Origin of the sequence: Streptomyces sp. SAI-127 (assembly GCF_029894425.1) — a bacterium.
In the GTDB taxonomy this organism is placed as follows: Bacteria; Actinomycetota; Actinomycetes; order Streptomycetales; family Streptomycetaceae; genus Streptomyces.
In genome coordinates, this window is sequence record NZ_JARXYJ010000001.1 from 9378883 (window position 1) to 9401198 (window position 22316).

22 protein-coding genes and 1 pseudogene are annotated in these 22316 nt (G+C 71.1%); 6 read left to right on the top strand and 17 right to left on the bottom strand.

Annotated features, from left to right (window positions below; translation table 11 throughout):
* Positions 1-55: 55 nt before the first annotated feature.
* The 7 genes from M2157_RS42905 to M2157_RS42935 all read right to left on the bottom strand — a co-directional run bounded on the left by M2157_RS42905 (position 56) and on the right by M2157_RS42935 (position 8093).
* Positions 56-2041 carry a glycoside hydrolase family 97 protein gene (locus tag M2157_RS42905; protein WP_280867884.1) on the bottom strand — a complete coding sequence of 662 codons (1986 nt, stop codon included), beginning with the start codon at positions 2039-2041 and terminating at the stop codon, positions 56-58.
* A 34-nt stretch (positions 2042-2075) separates the two neighbouring features.
* A complete protein-coding gene (locus M2157_RS42910) occupies positions 2076-2276 on the bottom strand; it encodes a hypothetical protein (RefSeq protein WP_280867885.1) in 201 nt (66 codons plus the stop codon).
* 20 nt (positions 2277-2296) lie between these two features.
* Positions 2297-3433, bottom strand: a complete 1137-nt coding sequence (locus tag M2157_RS42915; protein ID WP_280867886.1) for a hypothetical protein — start codon at positions 3431-3433, stop codon at positions 2297-2299.
* A gap of 90 nt (positions 3434-3523) precedes the next feature.
* The gene (locus M2157_RS42920; protein WP_280855750.1) at positions 3524-4201 is read right to left on the bottom strand and encodes a response regulator transcription factor; all 678 of its coding nucleotides are present in this window, start codon (positions 4199-4201) and stop codon (positions 3524-3526) included.
* A 22-nt stretch (positions 4202-4223) separates the two neighbouring features.
* Positions 4224-5402, bottom strand: a complete 1179-nt coding sequence (locus tag M2157_RS42925) for a sensor histidine kinase (protein ID WP_280855749.1) — start codon at positions 5400-5402, stop codon at positions 4224-4226.
* A gap of 97 nt (positions 5403-5499) precedes the next feature.
* Positions 5500-7692 carry an MMPL family transporter gene (locus tag M2157_RS42930; RefSeq protein WP_280867887.1) on the bottom strand — a complete coding sequence of 731 codons (2193 nt, stop codon included), beginning with the start codon at positions 7690-7692 and terminating at the stop codon, positions 5500-5502.
* Between the two features lie 110 nt (positions 7693-7802).
* On the bottom strand, positions 7803-8093 hold the full coding sequence (locus M2157_RS42935) for a hypothetical protein (RefSeq protein ID WP_280855747.1): 291 nt from the start codon (positions 8091-8093) through the stop codon (positions 7803-7805).
* A gap of 211 nt (positions 8094-8304) precedes the next feature.
* Here M2157_RS42935 and M2157_RS42940 point away from each other — a divergent pair, with 211 nt between their 5' ends.
* On the top strand, positions 8305-8718 hold the full coding sequence (locus M2157_RS42940; RefSeq protein WP_280867888.1) for a cytidine deaminase: 414 nt from the start codon (positions 8305-8307) through the stop codon (positions 8716-8718).
* Positions 8719-8835: 117 nt separating this feature from the next.
* Positions 8836-9834 carry an aldo/keto reductase family protein gene (locus M2157_RS42945; protein ID WP_280867889.1) on the top strand — a complete coding sequence of 333 codons (999 nt, stop codon included), beginning with the start codon at positions 8836-8838 and terminating at the stop codon, positions 9832-9834.
* 291 nt (positions 9835-10125) lie between these two features.
* Here the strand turns inward: M2157_RS42945 and M2157_RS42950 are convergent, their stop codons facing one another.
* Both M2157_RS42950 and M2157_RS42955 read right to left on the bottom strand, forming a co-directional pair.
* Positions 10126-10503, bottom strand: a complete 378-nt coding sequence (locus M2157_RS42950; RefSeq protein ID WP_280855744.1) for a peptidase inhibitor family I36 protein — start codon at positions 10501-10503, stop codon at positions 10126-10128.
* 48 nt (positions 10504-10551) lie between these two features.
* Positions 10552-11394, bottom strand: coding sequence for a hypothetical protein (locus tag M2157_RS42955; RefSeq protein WP_280855743.1), 843 nt, complete (start codon positions 11392-11394; stop codon positions 10552-10554).
* 234 nt (positions 11395-11628) lie between these two features.
* On the opposite strand from M2157_RS42955, the gene M2157_RS42960 reads away from it, so the two are divergent.
* From M2157_RS42960 to M2157_RS42975, 4 genes and pseudogenes are all read left to right on the top strand, one after another.
* The gene (locus tag M2157_RS42960) at positions 11629-13098 is read left to right on the top strand and encodes a cytosine permease (RefSeq protein ID WP_280855742.1); all 1470 of its coding nucleotides are present in this window, start codon (positions 11629-11631) and stop codon (positions 13096-13098) included.
* A pseudogene (locus M2157_RS42965) lies at positions 13095-13286 on the top strand (cysteine hydrolase); the annotation flags it as partial. The gene M2157_RS42960 and the pseudogene M2157_RS42965, both read left to right, overlap by 4 nt.
* Positions 13287-13296: 10 nt before the next feature.
* Positions 13297-13641, top strand: a complete 345-nt coding sequence (locus M2157_RS42970) for a hypothetical protein (RefSeq protein ID WP_280867890.1) — start codon at positions 13297-13299, stop codon at positions 13639-13641.
* 109 nt (positions 13642-13750) lie between these two features.
* A complete protein-coding gene (locus M2157_RS42975; protein ID WP_062050704.1) occupies positions 13751-14140 on the top strand; it encodes an SseB family protein in 390 nt (129 codons plus the stop codon).
* A 258-nt stretch (positions 14141-14398) separates the two neighbouring features.
* Here the strand turns inward: M2157_RS42975 and M2157_RS42980 are convergent, their stop codons facing one another.
* The 8 genes from M2157_RS42980 to M2157_RS43015 form a co-directional block, all read right to left on the bottom strand.
* A complete protein-coding gene (locus M2157_RS42980) occupies positions 14399-15379 on the bottom strand; it encodes an AraC family transcriptional regulator (RefSeq protein ID WP_280868351.1) in 981 nt (326 codons plus the stop codon).
* A gap of 92 nt (positions 15380-15471) precedes the next feature.
* Complete coding sequence (locus tag M2157_RS42985; RefSeq protein ID WP_280867891.1) at positions 15472-16848, bottom strand: FAD-linked oxidase C-terminal domain-containing protein; 1377 nt, start codon at positions 16846-16848, stop codon at positions 15472-15474.
* 69 nt (positions 16849-16917) lie between these two features.
* Positions 16918-18018, bottom strand: coding sequence for an LLM class flavin-dependent oxidoreductase (locus tag M2157_RS42990; RefSeq protein WP_280855736.1), 1101 nt, complete (start codon positions 18016-18018; stop codon positions 16918-16920).
* 8 nt (positions 18019-18026) lie between these two features.
* Positions 18027-18992: an ABC transporter substrate-binding protein gene (locus M2157_RS42995; protein ID WP_280867892.1), complete on the bottom strand. Its 966-nt coding sequence runs from the start codon at positions 18990-18992 to the stop codon at positions 18027-18029.
* A complete protein-coding gene (locus M2157_RS43000) occupies positions 18989-19705 on the bottom strand; it encodes an ABC transporter ATP-binding protein (RefSeq protein WP_280855734.1) in 717 nt (238 codons plus the stop codon). Before M2157_RS43000 ends, M2157_RS42995 begins: the two co-directional genes overlap by 4 nt.
* Positions 19706-19707: 2 nt before the next feature.
* Positions 19708-20562, bottom strand: a complete 855-nt coding sequence (locus tag M2157_RS43005; RefSeq protein ID WP_280855733.1) for an ABC transporter permease — start codon at positions 20560-20562, stop codon at positions 19708-19710.
* Entirely contained in the window at positions 20559-21398 is an 840-nt protein-coding gene (locus tag M2157_RS43010) for a sulfurtransferase (RefSeq protein ID WP_280867893.1), read from the bottom strand. Before M2157_RS43010 ends, M2157_RS43005 begins: the two co-directional genes overlap by 4 nt.
* The gene (locus M2157_RS43015) at positions 21395-22090 is read right to left on the bottom strand and encodes a lysophospholipase (RefSeq protein WP_280867894.1); all 696 of its coding nucleotides are present in this window, start codon (positions 22088-22090) and stop codon (positions 21395-21397) included. Before M2157_RS43015 ends, M2157_RS43010 begins: the two co-directional genes overlap by 4 nt.
* Between the last annotated feature and the right edge of the window lie 226 nt (positions 22091-22316).

Here is a 22316-nt window from a genome sequence, read left to right on the forward strand (position 1 = left end):
CGGGCCGGATGTCCGGCACCGGCCTGTATGTCCAGCGCTGACTCCGGGTGCAGGGTCAGCTCGGCTTCAGGACGACCGCCTGGCCGCCCGCCGGGGCCATGGCCACGCTCAGTGTGCTCTCCGCGGTGACGGACCGGGTGCTGACCACGACCGGAGTCTGGTACGGGGCGGCCCCGGGGGTGCCGTCGGCGTACACGGTTGCCGTGTAGGTGCCGCTGCCCAGGAACGACAGCGGGATCGACAGGGTCCGGGAGGTCTCGTCGGTCATGGCCCCGAGGTACCAGGTGTCGCCGCTCCGGCGGGCCACCGCCACGTACTCGCCGATCGACCCGGCCAGGGTCCGGCTCTCGTCCCAGGTCGTGGGGGCGGCGTTGAACCAGGGCAGTCCCGGCCAGTTCGCCGGGTTGGCGTACTTGGACGGCTTGTCGTACCAGAAGAGGAAGTTGAGGGGCTGGTAGTACACCGCGGCCATGGCCATCTGATGGGTGTTGGTCGTCTTGTCCCGTGACTGGCCGTAGCAGATCGTGTAGTCCATCGGGCCGCCGATGTTGCGGGCGAAGGGCAGCGTCACGTTGTGCGTGGCGGTCGGGAACTGCTCGTTGCCCCGGACGCCTTCCAGGCTGATCCAGTTGGGGTAGGTGCGTTCGTAGCCGAACGGCCGCACGTCGTCGTGCATGTCGATCAGCAGCTGGTACTTGGCTGCTGTCTTCGCCCAGTCGGTGATCCGGTCGGTCATCGTCCGCGTACCGTCGTTGATGAAGCCGAGCTTGATGCCCGCGACGCCCCACCCCTTGTAGAGGCCGAAGAGGGAGTCCGCGTCGGTCAGCGCGAGCCGGTTGACGTAGAGGAAGACACCGATGTCCTTGCTCGTGGCGTACGCGATGACGGACGGGAGGTCGATGGCCGCTATCGGTTTGGTCGCGTCGGTGGTCGTGAACTCCGGGCCGTACCAGCCGGCGTCGTACTCGATGTACTCCAGGCCACGAGTCACGGCGAAGTCGACGCCTGCCAGGCCTGCCGCGGTGCTGAGCTCGCAGCGGAAGACCTTGCCCGGCTTGATCCACGAGGTGTCGGCCAGGGCGCCGGGTGGGGCCAGGTTGAGGATCAGCTCGGCGTTGTCGACCAGTTCGGCATGGGTGGAACCGATTACTACCGCACGCCACGGCGTGGCGAAGGGGGTCGTGACCGTGTTGGTCGGCTCGACCGGGCCGGTGCCGCGGGCGGTGTGCTCCATCAGGAAGGCGGACAGGGTGCCGGGCTGTCCGTCGGTCGAACTCAGCATCAGGCGCGGGAAGTCGAGCCGGGCCGACTCGCAGACGCAGGCGATGAGCCCGTCCGTGAGGGTGGCGGTGAGCGGCAGGTCGGTGAGGGGGCCGTTGTCCGTGGTGGAGGTGCCGGTGACCGGGATGGAGCCCGGCGCCACCGGGAGGTAGGCGTCCTCGTCGCGGGCGCTGTAGACGGTGGTGTCGTCGGGGAAGGCGAACGTGGTCAGTTCGTTGGAGACGGTGGCGGTGCCTTCGTCGAGCAGGAGGTAGCGCAGGGCGACACCGGTCCGGTAGGCGCGGATCTGGACGCCGAACCGGGTCCCCGAGGCGGTGTCCCGCAGGTCCCACCGCTGCTCCTGGTAGTGGTCGGTGACGGAGGCGTTGCGCCCGTACACCGGGTTCCAGATGGTGCGGGAGGTCCCGTGCTGGTTGCGTGCCACCGTCACGTCGCTGCCGAGGACGGTCCCGTCGCTCAGTGCGAGGCCCAGGACGGACGTGTCGACGACGGTCCTGCCGTGGTGCTGGACGGACCACCGGAGTGCTCCGTCCACCACCGACACCGTGATGGCGTTGCCGCCCATGCGTGCGGTCGCGCAGTCCGACTGCCCTGGGACAGCCGCTCCTTCGGCCGCATGCACCGGCTGCGCGATGCCGACCCCCGCCGCGGCCAGACCGACGGTGACGGCCGTGCCCTTGAGGACACCCCGACGCGACAGCGCCCCCGGGCTACCGGCTCTGACCCCCGCGGGCTCTTCCCGGTCCTGTGTGGTTCTCATGGCGGACGCGGCCTCTCCGTTGAGTAAACGTTTTCTACTGGAGAACGTTGTACGTGGCCGAGGGAGCCGGGTCAAGACCTGCGGGAGGCCCGGGCGCGATGGATCGGCCTGTGCCTCGGAGGCGGGTCGGCGTCGACGCGCAGCCTCCCGCCGTGGTCGCGTAGCCGGGGCCGTCGGTCGCGTTGTCGGCGAAGTAGTCACCGAGGGCGCCCTCGTAAGCGGTGTCGATGCGCATCACCGCATGCTGCCAGGGAGTCAGGCAGGGACGACAGACGACGGCAGGGGGTCACGGTCCCCGGCCAGCCGCAGGGTCGCGAGGGCCGCCAGTCCCGCCGTGAGGCCGAAGGTGAGGGCGGCGGGGACTCCTGTGCCGAGAGCGGAGAACACATGCACAGGACCCCACACGGCGGCGGTGTCGTCGATCGCCATGTGCAGGACCTGGCTCGCGAGCAGTCCCAGCACGGTCGCGCAGACCGCGCCCACCGCCATCGCCGGCACGGTGGTCCGGGTGAGCAGGCCGGGCAGCAGACGCAGTGACCACCACACCACGGCCAGCAGGAGCACGTCGGCGGCCCGGTACAGCAGCCAGTGTCCGAGCGATGTGGTCGCCGGACCCGACCAGGCCCCGAGCAGCAGCCACTGGCGCAGCAGATCACCCGGCTCGGACAGCAGGCCGACGCCGCTGAACGAGGTCTGTATCCAGGCCGCCACCGACTGGTACGACAGGACCACCAGGGACAGCGCGACCACCGCGGTTCCGGCGCTCGCCGCCAGACGGGCGGCGCGCGCCGGCACATCGCGCCGGGGCAGTGGTTCGGCGTCCTTGGCGGAGACGCGTGCCACGAGCACCGTGAGCAGGGCGGCCAACAACCCCGCGAACACCGGGACCGGTCCGCTCGAGGCGATCACCCCCGCCAGCTGCGGCAGGACCCGGTAGCTGCCGTGCTCCCGGGACGCGATCAGCCAGGGCGCGGAGACCGTCACCGCCAAGGTCGCGGACACCGGTCCCCAGGCCCACAGCGCGAGCAGCGTGGCCGGTGTACGGCCCCGCGCCGGCGGGATCCTGCGGAGCAAAAGCAACGTGCCGGCCAGGAAGAAGGCGAAGACGGCCACGAATCTGATCTGCATCGCGGTGCTGTACAGACCGGCGTACGGGGTGTCTCCGGTCAGGCCCGTGCCCGCGTCCGCGGATCCGTCGGACGGCACGGCCACCGAGGAGTCGTACGACCAGGGCATGAGCCAGCGCCGGAGTTCGTTCACGGAGTCCATGTCGAACACGCTGGTGCTGCCGCGCAGTTGCAGTGCCTGCGCGCTCGCTCCCGCCCACCACAGCAACAGCGTGATCAGCAGCGCCCCGACCAGGGCTGGTATGACCGCGCGCCGGTAGTTCATGTCGCTTCCCCCGCCTTGCCCCTGTGTCCGTGGGTGTTTCGAACAGAGGAAGAGTAGGGCGTGGTGACCGTGTGCGAACGGGCGGGGCGATCACTCCCGTCGCTCTCCGGCGCGGACCAGGCCGGTCTCGTAGGCGATGACGACGAGTTGGGCGCGGTCCCGGGCGCCGAGTTTGGCCATGGCGCGGTTGGCGTGGGTCTTGACGGTGACGGGGGTGACGAAGAGGCGTTCGGCGATCTCGTCGTTGGACAGGCCGGTGGCCACCAGGGACATCACCTCGCGTTCCCGGGGTGTCAGCGTGGTCAGGCGGCCGGGGTCGGCGAGGTCGCCCGCGGCGGGCTGGGCCATGACGCGGGCGATGAGGCTCTTGGTGGCCGCGGGGGACAGCAGCGCCTCGTCCGCCTCCACGAGACGGATGGCGTCGAGCAGTTGGGCCGGTTCCACCCCCTTGCCGAGGAAGCCGCTCGCGCCCGCCCGAAGCGCCTCGATGACGAACTCGTCCACCTCGAAGGTCGTCAGGACGAGGACCTTGACTCCGGCCAGGTCCTCGTCCTGGCCGATGAGACGGGTGGCCTCGATGCCGTCGACTTCGGGCATGCGGATGTCCATGACCACCACGTCGGCACGCTCGGACCGGGCCAGTCGGACCGCCTCGCGGCCGTTGGCCGCCTCCGCGACCACCTCCATGTCCGGCTGGGCGTCGATGAGCAGGCGGAAGGTGCCGCGCAGCAGGGCCTGGTCGTCGGCGAGCAGTACGCGAATCGTCATGGGCGGTGTTTCCTCGGGGTGGTCAGGCGATCGCGGGGGTGAGGGACAGCGGCAGTTCGGCGACGACCCGGAACCCGCCGTCGGGAGTTCGACCGGCGGTGAGGGTGCCGCCGATGGCGGTGGCGCGCTCGCGCATGCCGATCAGTCCATGGCCGGTGCCGGGCCCCTTGGGGGTGTGGCCGCGGCCGTCGTCGCCGATGGTCACGCGCAGGGTCGCGGCACCATAGTCCAGGAATACGTCGGCGTGGGCCGCGCGGGCGTGCTTGTGGGTGTTGGTGAGGGACTCCTGGATGATGCGGTAGGCCGTCAGTTCGGTCGCCGGGGCCACGGGCCGGGGCAGGCCGGTGCGGGTCACCGTCACGGACAGGCCGCCGGCGCGGATACCGCCGATCAGAGCGTCGAGGTCGGCGAGTCCCGGAAGCGGCGCCCGGGAGTCGGGCGCGTCGTCCGGCTGGCGCAACAGGCCGACGGTGGCCCGTAGTTCGTCCAGCGCGGCGCGGCTGGTCTCCTTGATGTGGGCCAAGGCTTCGTAGGCGCGGTCGGGGTCGGTGCGCATGAGGTGATGGGCCACCCCTGCCTGGGCGTTGACGAGGGTGATGTGGTGAGCCACCACGTCGTGAAGGTCGCGCGCGATGCGGACGCGTTCCTCGGCGACGCGCCGACGGGCCTCCTCCTCCCTTGTGCGCTCGGCGCGTTCCGCGCGTGCCTCGACCCGCGCGAGGTGCAGGCGACGGCTGCGGACCGCGTCGCCCAGGGCGGTGGCCGCGATCGCGAAGTCGAACCGCAGCAGACTGGTCCCCACGAGAAGCGGCTCCTGGTGGGTCGTCGCGTAGACAGCGGTGATGGCGACAGCGGCGATGACGCCGACGGTCCAGGCGGTGCGCCGGCCGCTGCGGGTCGCGAGTGTGTACAGGGCGACGAGGCTCGCCGCCGGGGTCGACACGCGGTCGGGAACCAGGGCCATGGCGGTCAGTTCGACCGCCAGGGTGAGCACGACGACGGGCAGCGGCCAACGGCTCCGGAACGCGAGGGGGACACAGGACAGCGCCGTCCAGGCCACCCCCGCGGCTCGGGGCGCGTGCCAGCCGGAGTTCCCTGCGGCCGCCGCGGCCACGGCGACGACGATCAGCACCACCGCGGGAGACGCGTCCCTGATCCGGTCATGACGGGCCGCCCACCGCCTCATAGCTGTCACCTGCATGTCCTCACTGTATGGAGCGCGGGCCGGTGACAGTCGGGTCCACCCCGGCCTGCCAACGGCCCGCGTGTGTGTCGTCGCTACGACGTGACGGTCGTTCTCAGTCGGTCAGTCCGGCCGGCTGCGGCTCCCGGACCGGGTGCCGCGGTCGGGCCGGCTCGTCCGGGGGCCCCTCCACCGACACGTTGGGAAGCGCCTTGTCCAGCCGTCGCGGCAGCCACCAGTTCGCGCGCCCGCACAGGTGCATGAGCGCGGGGACGACCACCATCCGGATCAGGAGCGCGTCCAGGGCGACGGCCACGGCGAGACTCACACCGAACTCGGAGATCACCCGCATGCCGCCGAACACGAAGGAGCCGAAGACACAGAACATGATGGCGGCGGCGACGGTGATCACCTTGCCCGTCTCGGCCTGGCCGACCCGCACGGCCCGGTGGCTGTCACCGGTGTGGGCCCACTCCTCGCGCATCCGGCTGACCAGGAAGACCTGGTAGTCCATGGACAGGCCGAACATGATGCCGACGACCAGGATCGGCACGAACGACTCGATCGGTCCGGCGGCGCCGAGCCCGAGGAGCGAGGCGCCGAAGCCGTACTGGAAGACGACGACGATCGCGCCGAAGGCCACCCCGATACTGAGGATGTTCAGTACGGCACCGACGGCGGGGATGAGCAGGCTGCGGAAGGCGACGGTCAGCAGCAGGAAACCGAGCGCCGCGATCACCAGCACGAACACCGGGAGCTTGGACATCAGGACCGACGCGAAGTCGTCGTTGCTCGCGGTGGTCCCGCCGACGTAGACCTTCAGCGACGTGCCCTGCTCCGCCTGCGGAATCACGTCCTCGCGCAGGTGGCCGATCAGATCGGAGGTGGCCGCCGACTGCGGTGAGGTCGTCGGGACGACGGAGATCACCCCGACCGTCTGCCCCTCCTTCATCGGGGCGGCGGTGGCACCGGCGACACCGTCGACCCTGCCGAGCGCGGTGACGAGCTTCGCCTCGGCCGCCCTGTCGGCCGCGGTGGGGGCCTGCACGGCGAGGACGAGGGGGCCGTTGAAGCCGGGTCCGAAACCGTCCGCGATCATGTCGTACGCCTGACGGTTCGTCGACGTCGTGGGCAGGTTGCCGTCGTCGGAAGCGCCCAGACGCAGCGACAGAGTCGGGAACGCGAGCGCCGCCAGCACGGCCAGGGCGAGCAGTCCGAGGGCCTTGGGCCGGTCCTGCACCCGCTGCGCCCACCGGGCCCACAGACCGGCCCCGCTCTCCGGACCGCTCCCGTGTACGGCGAGTGCGCGGCGCTCACCGCGGCTGAGGACCCGGGGTCCGATCATGCCGAGAAGAGCGGGCAGCAAAGTGATGGCGGCCAGGACGGTCAGTACGACGGTGACGGCCGCGCCGATGGCCATGCCGTTGATGATGCCGACGTTCAGGGTGAGCATGCCGAGCAGCGCGACGACGACGGTCAGCCCGGCGAACACCACCGCCCGGCCGGAGGTGTTGAGCGCCTTGGCCGTCGACTCCGCGACGCCCATGCCCGCCTTCAAGTGGGCACGGTGCCGGTTGACGATGAACAGGGCGTAGTCGATGCCCACACCGAGGCCGATCAGCGAACCGAGGGTCAGCGTGGTGTCGGACAGCGTGATGAGGTGGCTGAGCAGCATCACCGCGACCGCGGAGGTGCCGACGCCGACGATGGCCGTGACGATCGGCAGCACCGCCACCCAGACCGCACGGAAGACGAACAGCAGCACGACGAAGGCGAGGGCGATGCCCATGGCGTCGGCGACCGCGTTCGGCTCGGGGGTGACGGTGAACGCCTGCCCGTTGAGCGCGATGTGCAGATCGCCCGACTCCGGAGCGGTCGCGAGCTCCTTGACGTGGTCGATCTGGGCGTCGCTCACCTCACGGTCGAACGCGACCGTGGCGTAGGCCGTCCTGGCGTCCCTGCTGACCTGAGCCGATCCGGCCGCGGTGTACGGGCTGGTCACGGAGGTGACTCCCGGAGCGTCGGAGATACGCCCCAGCACACCGTTCATCGTCCGCTCGGTTGCGGGCCCGGTGACCTTGTCGCCGCCGGCCTGCCAGACCACTCTGCCGCTCTTGCCCGCCGCGCTGTCGGAGGCCTGCTCCAGCAGGGCCGATGCCTTGGCCGAGTCGGTGTTCTGCGAGGTCGGGCTGTTGCCGAAGGCGCTGCCGGCCGCTCCGACTCCGGCCCCAAGGGCGAGCAACAGGCCCACCCAGGCCAGGACGACGGCGAGCCGGTGCCGGTGGCACCAGCGGGCGAGAGGGGACATCGACGAGCCTTTCGAGGGGTGCACCACGTGATCGGGCCGGCAATCCCGGCCCGCTCTCACGCTCGCAGTCCCGCACTCTCTCGTCGTTGGCCGTTCGCAGACACTTGCCTCTACTGCGATCGCAGTAGACGGGCAGGTGAGGAGCCGTGGGAGACGGCCCGTGCGAGCTGTTCGACCCGGGCGTGTACGTGCTCCACGTGGTGCTCGGAGTCCGGTTTCATCAGGACGCTGCGCAGGACGCGCGCTCCGTCGGCATCCGCCGTGAGCTTCGGGTGGCGTGCCCTGAACGCCTCGCGGTCGGCTCTGAGGGTGCTCAGGAACACCGGATCGGCGCTGTCCGTGCCGTCCGCCAGGACACGGGCCGAGGCCGCGTCGATCCCGCTCAGCGTGGCCGGTTCCACCAGCGGGAAGTAGCAGCTGGCCCGCGACGACTACGTACGGCTCACCGACTCACTGGGCGAGATCCACAAGGCGCTGCGCGAAGGGTGAGTCGGCTGCCCCTCCGGCTGTCGCACAGGTCCGTGTGATCCCTTTCGAGCGCGCGTGACTCCAGGAGCCGGCCCACCGCCGATACTGTCGACGTCGCCTGAACCAACGACCGAGGCAGAGAAGTTGACCACGCAGACCCACCCCGTCGATCACGAACTCGTCCAGGCCGCGGCGCACGTCGCTCGCACGCGCTGCCGAGGCGACAACCACACCATGGCAGCCGCGGCCCGTGCCCGGGACGGGCGGATCATCACCGCCGTGAACGCCTACCACTTCACAGGAGGCCCCTGCGCCGAACTGGTCCTCATCGGTGCGGCGGCCGCCCAGGGCGCCTACGAACTGGAGACGATCGTCGCTGTGGGGGATCGCGACCGAGGGGTCGTCCCGCCATGCGGCCGGTGCCGACAGGTTCTTCTCGACTACTTCCCCGAGATCGAGGTCATCGTCGGCGATGACGTCCGCCCCCGGACCGTGCGCATCACCGACCTGCTGCCCGAGAGCTACGTCTGGGCCGACCACCAGCTCGACGCCGAGTGACACCGACCGCTGACGACGGTGTCGACGGACGCGTGGCATGGTCGTCAGTGCAGTGGACAGCAGCCTCGTAAGCCTGCCCGGGAGCCGGCGGCCCACCCGACACAAGGAGCGACAACCATGCGGTACCGCACACTCGGCAGCTCGGACCTGAACGTCTCGGAGATCTCGCTCGGGTCCTGGCTCACCTACTCCGGCGGCGTCGAGGCGGACGCGACCCGCGCCTGCACCGAGGCGGCCTTCGACGCGGGCATCAACTTCTTCGACACCGCCAACGCCTACGGACGGGGAGCCGCCGAGACGGCCTGGGGCGAGATCCTGTCCGGCCACCCCCGTGACTCCTACATCCTTGCCACCAAGGTCTACTTCCCGATGTCGGACGACCCGGCCGACCGTGGACTGTCCCCCGCCCACATCGCCCAGCAGATCGACGCCTCCCTCACCCGCCTCAGGACCGACCACGTCGACCTGTACCAGGCGCACCGCTTCGACTCCGGCGTGCCGATCGAGGACACCGTCGAGGCGTTCCAGAAGGTCGTCGAGCAGGGCAAGGCCCGCTACATCGGCTTCAGCGAGTGGACCCCCGAACAGATCCGGGCCGCGATCGACCTCGCAGGCCCCGATCTGTTCGTCTCCTCCCAGCCGCAGTACTCCATGCTCTGGCAGGCCCCCGAGGCCGAGGTGTTCGGCCTGTGCGCCGCCAACGGCGTCTCCCAGATCGTCTGGTCGCCGCTGGCGCAGGGGGTGCTCACCGGCAAGTACAAGCCCGGACAGCCCGTCCCCGAAGGAAGCCGGTTCGCCTCCGCGGACATGGCGGTCTCCCAGGACCTCGTCTACAGCGACGCCATCCTCGAAGCGGTCCAGCGCCTCGTCCCGATCGCGGAGGGGGCCGGGATGAGCATGGCCACCCTGGCGCTCGCGTGGGTCCTGCGCCGCGGCGAGGTCGCCTCCGCGATCACCGGTGCCTCCCGCCCCGACCAGGTCCACGCCAATGCCGCCGCGTCCGGCGTGGAGCTGTCCGACGACCTGCTGACCGCCGTCGGCCAGGCACTCGGCGACGTCCCCGTCACCGAACCCACCCTCGCCCCCGGCGCCGAGGCCGGCATCAAGCACCGCTGAACTCGTACGGCTGACCGCCCTGGTGGGCCCGGCCGGCACCCTTGCCCGCCGCCCCGACCCTCTCCGCTGGCACGCCCGGTAGGGCGGGCTGTCGGTGCCCGCGAAGTGCGAGGCGAGGGCGCGGACCACCGGCACGAAACGGGCCAGGGAGACCGCCCCTCAGCCGTGGGCCACGGCACCGGCCGCAGCGGCGATGACGCCGGCCCGGCTCGGGCCGCCGCTGCAGGCCGGCGTGCCGGGGATGAGCGGGGGCAGGTTCGCCCCCACCCTCCAGCGGCCGGATCCGTGCGTTCAGCAGCTGCTGGTCCAGGTGTGCGAGTCCCCCCGGTCGTTGGCGCCCGCGTTGTACGGCACCTCCTGCCCGGGGCTCAGGCAGATGGTGACACCGCCGCCCTGCCAGGCACTGGCGTACACCTTGACGTGGTCCTTGATGCCCGGGCCCGAGATGCCGTGGTTGGCCCACGAGCTGTCCTCGTCCGCGATGTTGCTCTCCCACCAGCCGTCGTCGCCGGTCCAACCCACCGCCAGTCCGCCGTAGTTGGCGTCGGTGTAGGCGCAGAAGCTCCCCTGGCCGCAGGGTGCGGCGGCCTGGGCCGTGCCCGGCACGACGGCCAGGGCGGTGCCGGCGGCGAGGAACAGTCCGGCCGCGGTGATGAAGGTCTTGCGCATGATGTCGATCCCTTCGATGTGGTGTTGGTGAGGTGACAGGAAAGAGCCTCAGAGGCCGTGCCGCACGGCGTACCGCAGCCCGTGGTCCCGCAGCTGACGGTGCTCGGCGATCACGTCGGCGTACTCGGCGCGCAGTTCGGCGGCGTACCGCTTCTCCAGCCGCGCACCGGTCAGGGCGAGGTCCGTGCGCCGCACGCACCGTGCCTCGGTCACGGCGTACCGCTGTTGCAGAGCGGTCGCTTCCCGTGGAGCGAGGTCACGGGCCCGGCGCTGCCACGCACCGCGCAGCTCCCCGGGGCTGTCGGCGTGCTGTACGGGTGCGACACAGCGCGACCAGCGGGCGAGCGCGGCCCGGTGGACCGGGTCCTGGGTCACCCGCCGGTGAGCGGTGGCAGCGAGGTTGTTGACCGTGACCTCGGTGCGGAACCAGCGGCCCAGGTCGCCGTAGAGGACCCGCTGTGCCTCGGCGAGACAACCGTCGCTGTTGGCCCGGACGACCAGTCCGGTGGCCGTGCGGGTGGACAGCTCACGGCGCCCGGTGCCGAACAGGGCGTCGGAGAGGCGCTGTTGCTCCTTCGAAGCGCTGACCTCCTGCTCCCGCGGGCCACGCTCCACGGGGATACCGAACCCGTGCCGGGCCGCCCAGCCGGGATCGTCGATCCCGTACGGGAACTCCCGTCGCGGTGCGACCCCCCGCCCCTGCCCGTCGCTGCCGTCGGCACGCGCCGCTATTTGGCGCTCCGTCAGACACCGTCGTACAAGCGCGGATTCGGCGCTCTTCAGCAGATCGTCCTGGGCGCGGACGGACCGCGGTACGGGCCCCGGGCCGCTCCCGTCGCCGCCGTCCGCGCAACCGCCCGCCAGGGTGGCCGCACACACGGACAGCGCCACTGCGGAGAGAAACCTCGAAGCCCGCACCGCGGACACCCCCGTCCTTCGCCCGGCAGTACCGCATCGGGCTCAGCCGTTTCCGACTCCTCGTCGGCTCGCAATCCAGTAGAGGGGAGCGCGGGACGGCTGTGATCCTCGGAGGTCATAGGGCGCCTCTTGCGGGCGATGCGTGATTGACGCCCCCGCGCCCCCTGCCTACCGTCGCCCCAACACGTCTGAACAGGCAGGTCGACGATGACAGACTCCTCGGGATCCCCCGACAGCAGATCCACCGCCCGGCAGCTCCAGGTCGAGACCCACGGGCTGGACGTGATCGGCGACGCCGAACGCAAGGGCACCCCGCGGACGCTGTTCTGGCCGTGGTTCGGCGCCAACGTGTCCATCCTCGGCCTGAGTTACGGCTCCTTCGCGCTGGGCTTCGGGATCTCCTTCTGGCAGGCACTGGTGGCCGGCGTGATCGGGATCGTCTTCTCGTTCCTGCTGTGCGGCTTCGTCGCGGTCGCCGGCAAGCGGGGCTCCGCGCCGACCATGGTGCTCAGCCGCGCCGCCTACGGAGTGCGCGGCAACCGCCTTCCGTCGGTGGTCTCCTGGGTGCTCACCGTCGGCTGGGAGACCGTGCTGTGCTCCCTCGCCACCCTGGCCACGGCGACCGTCTTCGGACGGCTCGGCTGGGGCGGCGGCACCGAGACCCAGGTGATCGCCCTGATCGTGGTCGCGGGGCTCACCGTCGTCGGCGGGGTGATGGGCTTCGACCTGATCATGCGGCTCCAGACCGTGATCACCGTGGTGACGGGCGTACTGACCGTCGTCTACATCGGGCTGGTCGCCGACCACATCCACTGGAGCACCGTCAGCGCCCTCCCGGCGGGCTCCGCCCAGGAGTTCATCGGCGCGCTGGTCTTCATGATGACCGGCTTCGGTCTCGGCTGGGTCAACGCCGCCGCCGACTACTCCCGCTATCTGCCCCGCACTTCGTCGAGCCGGGGCGTGGTCGGCTGGACCACCTTCGGCGCCTCCGTGGCCCCACTGCTCCTGCTGGTCTTCGGACTGCTGCTGGCCGGATCGTCCACCAAGCTCAACCAGGCCGTCGCCGCCGACCCGATCGGCGCGCTCACCACCATCCTGCCCACCTGGTTCCTGGTGCCCTTCGCCGTCGTCGCGGTTCTCGGCCTGGTCGGCGGCGCGGTCCTCGACATCTACTCCTCGGGCCTCGCCCTGCTCTCGGCGGGCCTCAGGATCCCGCGCCCGCTCGCGGCACTCGTCGACGGTGTCCTGATGATCGCGGGCTCCGTCTACATCGTGTTCTTCGCCGACGACTTCCTCGGCCAGTTCATGGGCTTCCTCACCACCCTCGGCGTCCCCATCGCCGCCTGGTGCGGCATCATGCTCGCCGACCTCTCCCTGCGCCGCCGTGACTACGACGAGGCCGACCTCTACCGTCCGAGCGGCCGCTACGGCGACATGCCGCCCACCCCGCTGATCCTGACGGTTCTCGCCACCGCCCTCGGCTGGGGCCTGGTCACCAACTCGGCCGCCAGCTGGCTGGACTGGCAGGGCTATCTGCTCGACCCCTTCGGCCTCGGCGGCAAGTCCGGTGCCTGGGCGTACGCCAACCTCGGAGTGCTGGCCGCCCTGGCGCTCGGCTTCCTCGGCACGCTGGCCCTCGGCCGCGGGCGGGTCCGCGCACAGGAGGGCGTCGTATGACGACCGGGTTGCCCGCCGTCATCGACATGCAGCGCGTCTTCGCCGAGCCCGGCAGTCCCTGGGCCACCCCTCGTTTCGCCGAGGCGGCGGCAGGCGTACGGCGGCTGCTGCCGGCCTTCGCCGAATGGGTCACGTTCACCCGCTTCGTGGCCCCCGACGAGCCCGCCGGCGCCTGGCGGGCGTACTACGTCCGGTAGCGTGATCCACCTGGCCGAGGCGGCCCTCAGGCAGACCGCCGAGGACTGGATGGATGCCTGCCGCCGCAACGTCAGCGGCGAGGCACCCTTCACGGCCGTCGAGGACAACCGGCTCGCCCTGACGTTCCTGAACGCGGGGCGTATGGCCTGGGACGTCCTCCAGGGCATCCTGTTCCGCACGGCAGGCTCCCGCCACGCGCGCGACGGCGAACGGATGCAGCGCTACTTCCGGGACGCGGCCACGTACTGGACCCATGTGGGACCCAGCATGTACGAGCCTCTTCTACGGCGGGTCGGATGCGACACCCTCGGTCTGCCCTCGGAGCACATCGCGCTGATTCCCTGACGTCCCGAACGCATGCTCTCGGCACGCTCGGGTACGCGAGCAGCACCGCGCCTTGGGCGATCATGCCCGCGGGCGGGGCCGCACGACCGCCGCTACCAGGGGATCTGCCATGGACACACCCGCCAACGACAACACCGTCACACCGGCCCAGCGGGCGCTGGACGCGCTGACGCAGAACACCGAGGACGCGACGGCGCTGGACACGCTCGCCACCAGCGACGTGCTCATTCCGGTGCCCGACGACGCCGCGGACGAGGACACGACCGTGGCGCTGCCCGTGCTGGAACAGCAGGACGGCGCTCCTGTGGTGCCCGTGTTCACCTCGGAGACGGAGATGGCCGAACTGCTTCCGTTCGTGTCCCGCTACCGTCTGGTGCCGCTGGGCGCGCTCGCCGCGCAGTGGCCGGACGGCGATCTGTCGCTCTCGATCGACGCCAGCTCGTCGCACCCGCTGACGCTCACGTCCGAGGGCGTGCGCACGCTGCTGGCTCGGCCGTAGGGCCGATCACACAGTGGGGCCCGGCCACCACATGCGACGGAGGGGGCGCGGCCGGGCCCGCAGAGGGGCGCGGACCTGCTCCCGCCGCCGCACCCCGGTTATCGCCTGCGAAAACAGAGATGAGCGGCGCCGACCCTGCTCATCCCCGGTGCGCTGTGCGATCGCCGTGACCCGACCATAGGACCGATCCGGCAGGCCGTCGCTCCGGAATGCGTGGCGCATGTCCGTAAAACGCGGCGGATCGGCGGGCGCAACGGCTCACGTGGCGCGCAGTGTCTGTGAGGGTGACTCCCCGTAGCGCTCCCGGTACCGCCGCGCGAACCGGCCCAGATGGACGAACCCCCACGCATGAGCCACTTCCGTCACGGTCGTCGTGCCCGGCGCCGCCGCCCGCAGCTGCCGGTGGACGCGCTGGAGCCGTACCTCGTGGACGTATGCCATGGGCGACATGCCGACATTGCTGCGGAAAGCTTCCTGCAGGGTGCGCAGACTGACCTGGGCGATGGCCGCCAGCCGGTTCGCGTCGTACGGCTCGGCGGGCAGCTCCTGTACGGCGTCCATGACCCGCTTCACCGACGCCGGGCGCATCGGCGGGGGAGGGGCCTCCAAGGCGTCGCGGAAGGTGTGGTCGGTGGCCAGCAGCATTCCCTCCAGGAGGGTCTGTTCGAGACGGCCGCGGATCATCGGGTGGCTCAGCAGCCCGAGCGGGACGTTCCGCTCGAGCAGGTTCCACATCGCGAGGCGCACCCAGCTCAGGCCGGGCCCCCGCGAGACGTCCATGTACGGCCCGAAGCGCGGCGGGCGCCGCACCGACCGGCCCAGCAGCACCTCCAACTGCCTGAGCACGGCCGCCTTGTCGATCTTGACGGTGAGTGCCTGGCAGTCGGCGGACCAGGTGTCGATGTGGATCTCCCGCGCCGGATCGAAGACCAGTGCCCGCCGCTCGGTTGCGAAGTCCGTGACCCCGTGCCCCTCCTGGACGCTGAAGCAGCCGCCGAAGGGCACGGCGACGTGGTACACGCCCGGCTCGCCGAAGCTCATCCGCATCTCGGTGCCGAAGCGGACGTCGCCCACGGTGAGCGCGCCGAGTTCGACGACACTGAGCCTGGTCTCGAACTCCGTTGCCTGGCCGACGACTTCGAGACGCAGATCGTAGTAGTGGGCCGCGATCGCGTCGTGCGCCTCCTCCAGGGAGTTCGTCGCGTAGCTGTGGAACTGGGCCGCCCGGTCCTCTCCCACGGCCAAGGCGTCCACCCCCTTCCCCGCTCGGCGTCTGCTGTTCAACATGACCCGCGGACCGGCGGTCATGCCCGGCAGGAGCGGGCGCGGTTTCACAGCGCCTTTCCGGGGTTGAGAATGCCCCGCGGATCGAACACCTCCTTGATCCGACGCTGCAACGCATGTGCGGCGGGCCCGAGTTCCTCGGCCACCCACTGCCGCTTGAGCACTCCCACCCCGTGTTCGCCGGTCAGGGTGCCCCCGAGCCTGAGCGCCAGCGCGAAGATCTCTCCGGCCGCCTCCCACGCGGCATCCGGCAGCCGGTCAAGGTCCGGGTCGACGACGATGATCGGGTGCAGGTTGCCGTCCGCCGCGTGCGCGATGGTGAACACGGGAACGTCGTGGCGGGCCGAGATCGCCCGGATCTCCCGCACGGCCCGGGCGAGCCGGGAGCGCGGCACCGCGATGTCCTCGATCAGCGGGCGGCCCAGCCGCTCCAGAGCGGGCAGCGCGAGCCGGCGGGCGGCCAGCAGTGCCTCGGCCTCGGCGGGATCCTCGGTCGTCTCCACCGTCGAGGCGAGGGGCCCGAGCAGCCCGGCGACGGCTGCCGCCTCGGCCGCCGCACCCGCCCCGTCGCACTGCACCACCAGCAGCGCGGCGCCCCGCTCCCGCAGCGCCGGGTCGATGGCCTGCAGTACGGGCCCGTCGACGAGCTCGGCCAGCGCGGGTTCGACCCCGGCCCGAGCGATCGTGTACGACGCCTCGGCCGCCGCCTCGAAGGACGGGAAGTACGCGGCGAGGGTAGCCGTCGCCACGGGAACCGGCCTGAGGCGAAGCGTCGCCGCGGTGATCACCGCGAGGGTGCCCTCCGAGCCGGTCAGCAGGGCGGTGAGGTCATAGCCGGTGACCCCCTTGACCGTACGGCGGCCGGTGCCGATCACCGTACCGTCGGCGAGGACGGCCTCCAGACCGAGCACGCTGTCCCGGGTCACCCCGTACTTGGCGCACCGCAGCCCGCCCGCGTTCGTTGCGATGTTCCCGCCGATCGTGGACAGGGCCGCACTCGCCGGATCGGGCGCGTACCGCAGTCCGTGCGCGCCCGCGGCCCGGTCCAACTCGGCGGTGATCACGCCTGGTTCGACGACGGTGAGCTGGTCGTCGGCGGAGAGTTCGAGGATGCGGTTCATCCCGGAGAGATCCAGCACCACGGCGCCCTCGTCCGCCGTCGCCCCGCCCGACAGACCGGTGCCCGCGCCCCGGGGGACGACCGGGACGCGCAGTTCGTGGGCGTGCCGCAGCGTGACGGTCACGTCCTCCGTGCGCCGGGCACGCACCACGGCAAGCGGCTCGCCGGTGAGCCGGGTGCCCGAGCGATCGGTGGCGTGGGCGGTGAGCACACCCGGGTCCGTGCTCAGCCTGTCGGGCGGAAGATCGCGGGCCAGCAGCCCCAGGAAGCGTGCCGACACGGTGGTGTCCCGCGTTGCCGTCATGGGTTCAGCGCCTTCGTTCCGATCGCGAGCAGAGTGATGTCCTCCTGGGGCGTGTGCACGGGGTCTCCGTCAGGCGGCCTGGCCGGTGGCGGCGCGGTGGGCGAGTTCCTGCCGCACGAGCGGCAGGACGTGACGGGCGTAGTCGATGGCATCGTTGAGCGGGTCGTAGCCGCGGATCGACAGCAGGTCGCAGCCGATGTCGACGTAGTCGAGCAGGGCCTGCGCCACGGTCTCCGGAGAGCCGACCAGGGCGGTGGACGCCCCGGCCGCGTTGGTGGCGACCGCCGGGGCGGTCCACAGGCAGCGGTCGTGCACCTCGCCCCGCTCGGCGATGTCGAGGAGGCGCTGCGAGCCGACGTTGGCCGGGCGCCCGGTGGTGCGGTAGTGCCGCAGCAACTCGGTGTTGCGCGCCTGGTCCTTGAGGACGCCGAGCGTGCGGTGCGCCTTCTCCCAGGCCAGTTCGTCGGTCGGCGCGATGATCGGGCGGAACGACACCCAGATACGCGGGTGGGGGCGGCCGACGGCATCGGCGACCGCGTTCACGGCGGCGATCTGTTCGCCGGTCTCCTTCAGCGGCTCGCCCCACAGGCCGAAGATGTCGCCCTGCTGTCCGCCGACCCGGTACGCGTCCGGCGAGGAGCCGCCGACAGAGATGGGGATCAGCCCGTTCACCGGCTTCACGTCCGAGTAGTAGCCCTCGAACCGGAAGTGCCTGCCCTCGTGCGAGACCGGCCCGTCGGCCTGCCACACCTTCCTCAGGATCTGGATGTACTCGTCCGAACGCTCGTACCGCTCGGCCTTGTTGAGATAGTCGCCCTCCCGGCGCTGTTCCTCGTCGCTGCCGCCGGAGATGATGTGGACGCTCAGCCGCCCGTCGCTGATCCGGTCCAGGGTGGCGAGGGCACGGGACGCGTGCGTGGGGAAGACGACGCCCGGCCGGTGGGCCAGGATCGGGCGGATGCGTTCGGTGTGGGTCGCGACGAACTGGGCGACCTGGAAGGCGTCCGGCGATGCCGAGTGATAGGCGACCAGGGTGTGGTCGAAGCCGCCGTCGTCCAGGGCGCGGGCGTACCTGCGCAGGTGGTCCCGGTCGAAGCCGGTGCGGCTCGCGGCAGCGGGACCGGAGGCTCCGGAGTCGGTGTGGACGGCACTGATGAACTCGACAGGCATGGGGGCTCCTAGTTGAGAAGAGACGTGTCGGCCGACTTCGCCACGTCCACGTTCGGCTCCAGAACGCCGATGCCGTTCATGAGGTCGGCCACGTCCTGGACGGTCTTGTTCACGTCGTCGGTGATCGGCAGGACCTTGCCGTACGCCGCCGAGGCCAGCGTCCTCGCCACGGAGGCGTCGGCGCCGTTGCGGGCCTCGATGGCCTTGGCGTAGGCGTCCTGGTGGGTGCTGGTCCATTCCAGGGCGGTACCGAGCCGCCTGAGGAAGTCGGCGAGCGCGGCCTTCTTCGAGGGGTCGGCCAAGGCTTCCTCGGACGCGCCGACGAAGCCGTAGCCGCTGACCCGGCCGTCGGCACCGTCCACGAGCAGCTTGCCGCCCTGCTCCAGGCCGACGGCCTGGTAGACGCCGAAGGTCGCCCAGGCCTTGATCTTTCCGGAGGCGAAGGCGGCCTGCGCGTCGGTCGGCAGCAGGTACTGCACCTTCACGTCCGAGTAGCTGAGCCCGTTCTGCTCGAGCACATTGGCCAGCAGATACTCGGCGATGCTGCCCTTCGCCGAGGACACCACGACCTTCTGGCCCTTGAGGTCCTTGACGCTGTCGATGCCGGAGTCCTTGCCCACGACGATGCCGACATGCCGGCCGTCGTTCTTCAGTGCGGCCACGTTCTTGAACTTCACCCCACCGCTGAGCGCCTGGAGGGCGGGGAGATCCGCGGAGTACGTCGTGTCGGCGGCGCCCGCCTGCACGGCCTGGTAGAGCGGAGCCGCGCCCTCGAACTCGGCCCACTTCACCTTGTACTTGGCGCCCTTGAGGGCATCGGAGGCGGCGACGATCGTCTGAAGGGTCTTGGCCTGGTCGCCGATGACGAGGGTGCCGTCCTTCGACGAGGCGTCCGCGGAGGAATCCGCGCCGCAGCCGGTCAGCGCCAGCAGGGCGGAGAAGCTCAGTGCGGCGGCTGCGATTCTGCGGATCACGACGGGGTTCCTTCCAACGTACGGGTCACGCCGAGCCAGTTCAGGAGGCGGGCGCGCAGGGAGACGAACTCGGGGGCGGTCAGATCACGGGGGCGGGGCAGGTCGACGGTGAGTTCGTGGGCGATACGGCCCTCGTCCATCACCAGCACCCGGTCGGCGAGCAGCAGCGCCTCCTCCACGTCATGGGTGACCAGGAGGATCGCGCAGCCGTGCCGCTGCCACAGCTCGGCCACCAACTGCTGCACCCGGCCCCGGGTGAGGGCGTCGAGGGCGCCGAACGGCTCGTCCAGGAGCAGCAGTTCGGGCTCGCGGACCAGAGCGCGGGCCAGGGAGACGCGCTGGGCCTGGCCCCCGGAGAGCGTTTTGGGCCACACGGAGGCCCGGTCGGCGATACCGACCTCGGCGAGGGCACGCTCGGCCAGGGCACGGTCCGGACGCCCGGGCAGCCCGAGGACGACGTTGCGCCACACCTTCAGCCACGGCAGCAGCCTCGGCGACTGGAAGGCGGCACTGCGGCGGGCGGGCACGGTGACCTCACCGCCGATCTCCTCGTCGAGCCCGGCGAGGATCCTCAGCAGCGTCGACTTTCCGCAGCCGCTGTGGCCGAGCAGGGCCACGAACTCGCCCTCCCGGATGTCGAGATCGAGGGCGTGCAGCACGGTGTTGCCGTCGAAGGCCCGCGAAAGCCCCCGTATCTCCACACTGTCGGCCATGTCTACGCCTCGCCCTCGAAGTTGGCCCGCCAGGTCAGCAGGCGGCGCGAAAGGATCCGTACGGCGAAGTCACAGGCGAGACCGAGCAGCGCGTACACGACGAGGCACAGCACGATGACGTCCGTGCGGAAGTACTGCTGGGCGTTGCTCATCAGATAGCCGAGCCCCGCGTCCGCGTTGATCTGCTCGGCGAAGACCAGCGCCAGCCAGGCGGTGGACAGCGCGTACCGGAGCCCCACGAGGGCGCCGGGCAGCGCGCTCGGCAAAATCACGTACGTGATCAGACCCAGCCTGCCGAGCCCCATCATCCGTGCGGCCTCGACGAGTTGGGAGTCGGTCGAGCGGATGCCGCCGTAGATGTTGAAGTACAGCGGATACGTCACGCCGAGCGCGACCAGGGCGATCTTCGGCGTCTCCTCGATACCGAACCACACGATGAACAGCGGGATCAGACCCACCCACGGGATCGCCCGGAACATGCCCATCGAGGAGTCGATGACGTCCTCGCCGAGCCGGAACAGCCCGGCGAGCAGGGACAGGCTCAGCGCGATCGTCGCTCCGATGAGGAAGCCGGTCGCGGCGCGGCGGCCCGACGCGGCTATGGCGCTGGGGAGTTCGCCGTTCCTGGTCAGCTCCACAGCCTGCTTCAGCACGTCGACCGGCGAGGCCAGGACGGACTCCGGGAGGACCCCGGTGGCCGAGGTGAGGAACCAGAGCAGGACCAGACCCACGGGGCCCGCGGCCCTCCGCACGGAACGGGGGATCGTGACACGACCGCGCGTCTTCGTGGCCCCGCGGATGGTGATCCGGGCGGGCTTGTCCAAGGCGGTCGGCAGTGCCGGCGAATGCGTCGTCATGGCCGGCTTCCCTTCGTGGCGGGGCGGTCCGGGTCGGCGGACCACGCGGACCAGGAACCGGGGAAGAGGACCGCCTCGAACCCGGCGATCTCCAGCGCGGCGATCTGGTGTGCGGCGGTGACGCCCGAGCCGCAGTACACGCCGATCCGGTCCGCCGTACCGGCACCCAGCTCCTCGAACCGCTTCCGGAGCTCCTCGGCCGGCAGGAAGGTGCCGTCCGCGGCGAGGTTCTCCCCGGTCGGTGCGGACACGGCGCCCGGGATGTGACCCGCGCGGGGGTCGACCGGCTCCACCTCCCCGCGGTACCGCTCGCCCGCCCGTGCGTCCAGGAGCAGCCCGGAAAGGGGCAGTCCGGCGGCTTCCTCCGCATCGAGAACGGGGAGCGCGCCCGCTCGCAGGACGACGTCACCCGGCGACGGATCCGCCGGAAGCCCGGACTTCAGGGGCAGTCCGGCGGCCCGCCAGGCACCGAGTGCCCCGTCGAGCAGCGTCACCCGGTCGAGCCCCGCGTGCCGCAGGAGCCACCAGGCCCGGGCGGCGGCCGTGTTGCCCAAGTCGTCGTAGACGACGACCGGTCGGCCCTCCCGGACGCCCCACCCGCGCGCCGCCTCCTGCAGATCCCCGATCGCGGGCAGCGGATGCCGGCCGCCCCCGGGGCTCGGGGCGGAGGCGAGTTCCGTGTCCAGGTCGACGTAGACCGAGCCCGGGATGTGTCCCTCGGCGTAGTGCTCGCGTCCGTGTGGATCGCCCAGCGCCCAGCGGACGTCCAGCAGGGCCGGGGGAGTGGCGGAGGCGAGCTGCTCGCGGAGCTCCGCGACGGTGGTCGTGACGGTCATGGCCGCTCCTCGGCGATCAGCGGCAGCTCGGGAGCAAGGCGCAATCGCTCGAGGAAGAGGACGACCGAGGCGGCGGCGGTGCGGTGCAGGGCGTCGTTGAGGACGTCGTGCCGGCCACCGTTGAACAGGATCGTCCGGACACCCGCGTACGCGGCGAGGGCCTCGTCGACCGGGCTCACCGTGTCGTCCTTGCCGTGCAGCGCCAGGACGGGGAGGTGAACGCGGTCGAGGTGGAGTTCGGGCAGTTCGGGGGGCGAGTCGAGCGCGCCCCGCCGGAAGTGCGGGTCGTTCGCGAGGCGCCCCTGGTGGGTGGGGCAGCCGGTACGGGCCTCGACCTCGGCCTCCCAACTCCCCGACGTCCAGGGGGAGGTGGGCAGCCCGACGAGGATCAGGGCGTCGAGACCGGGCGGGTGCTCGGCGGCCAACCGGGTGGCGTACAGCGCGCCGGTGTCGGAGCCGACCAGCACCTTCGGGCCGGGCAGCGACTCGTCGGCGAGGAGCTTGGCCGCCTCGTCGAGCACGGCCGGATCGGCGGACGCGTCGCCGAGCGCGCGGACCCGGTAGGCGTCGAAGGCGAGCCGTCGGCCGAAACGCTCGTACACACCGCCGTGTTCGCCACGGCCGGCCAGCACGATCAGGGTGCCGCGCGCGGCGAGACCTTCGGGTTCGTCCCAGGAGAAGGATGAGGGCATGAGGGGGTCAGCTCCCGTTTCAGGGCAGGGGGCATCCGTACGGAAAGGAGCAGCCAGAGACGGCTGTCACGTGTCAGCGGGAAGAGAACGCGGTCGACTCGGACCGCGAGGAGAGGTTGCGGAGGATCAGCGACAGCGCGCGCTGCACGCCACGCCGAAGTCGATGACTCGGCGCTGCGTCAGAAGGGCAGCGGTAGCGGTCGCGTGCAACATGCGTTCATCATGA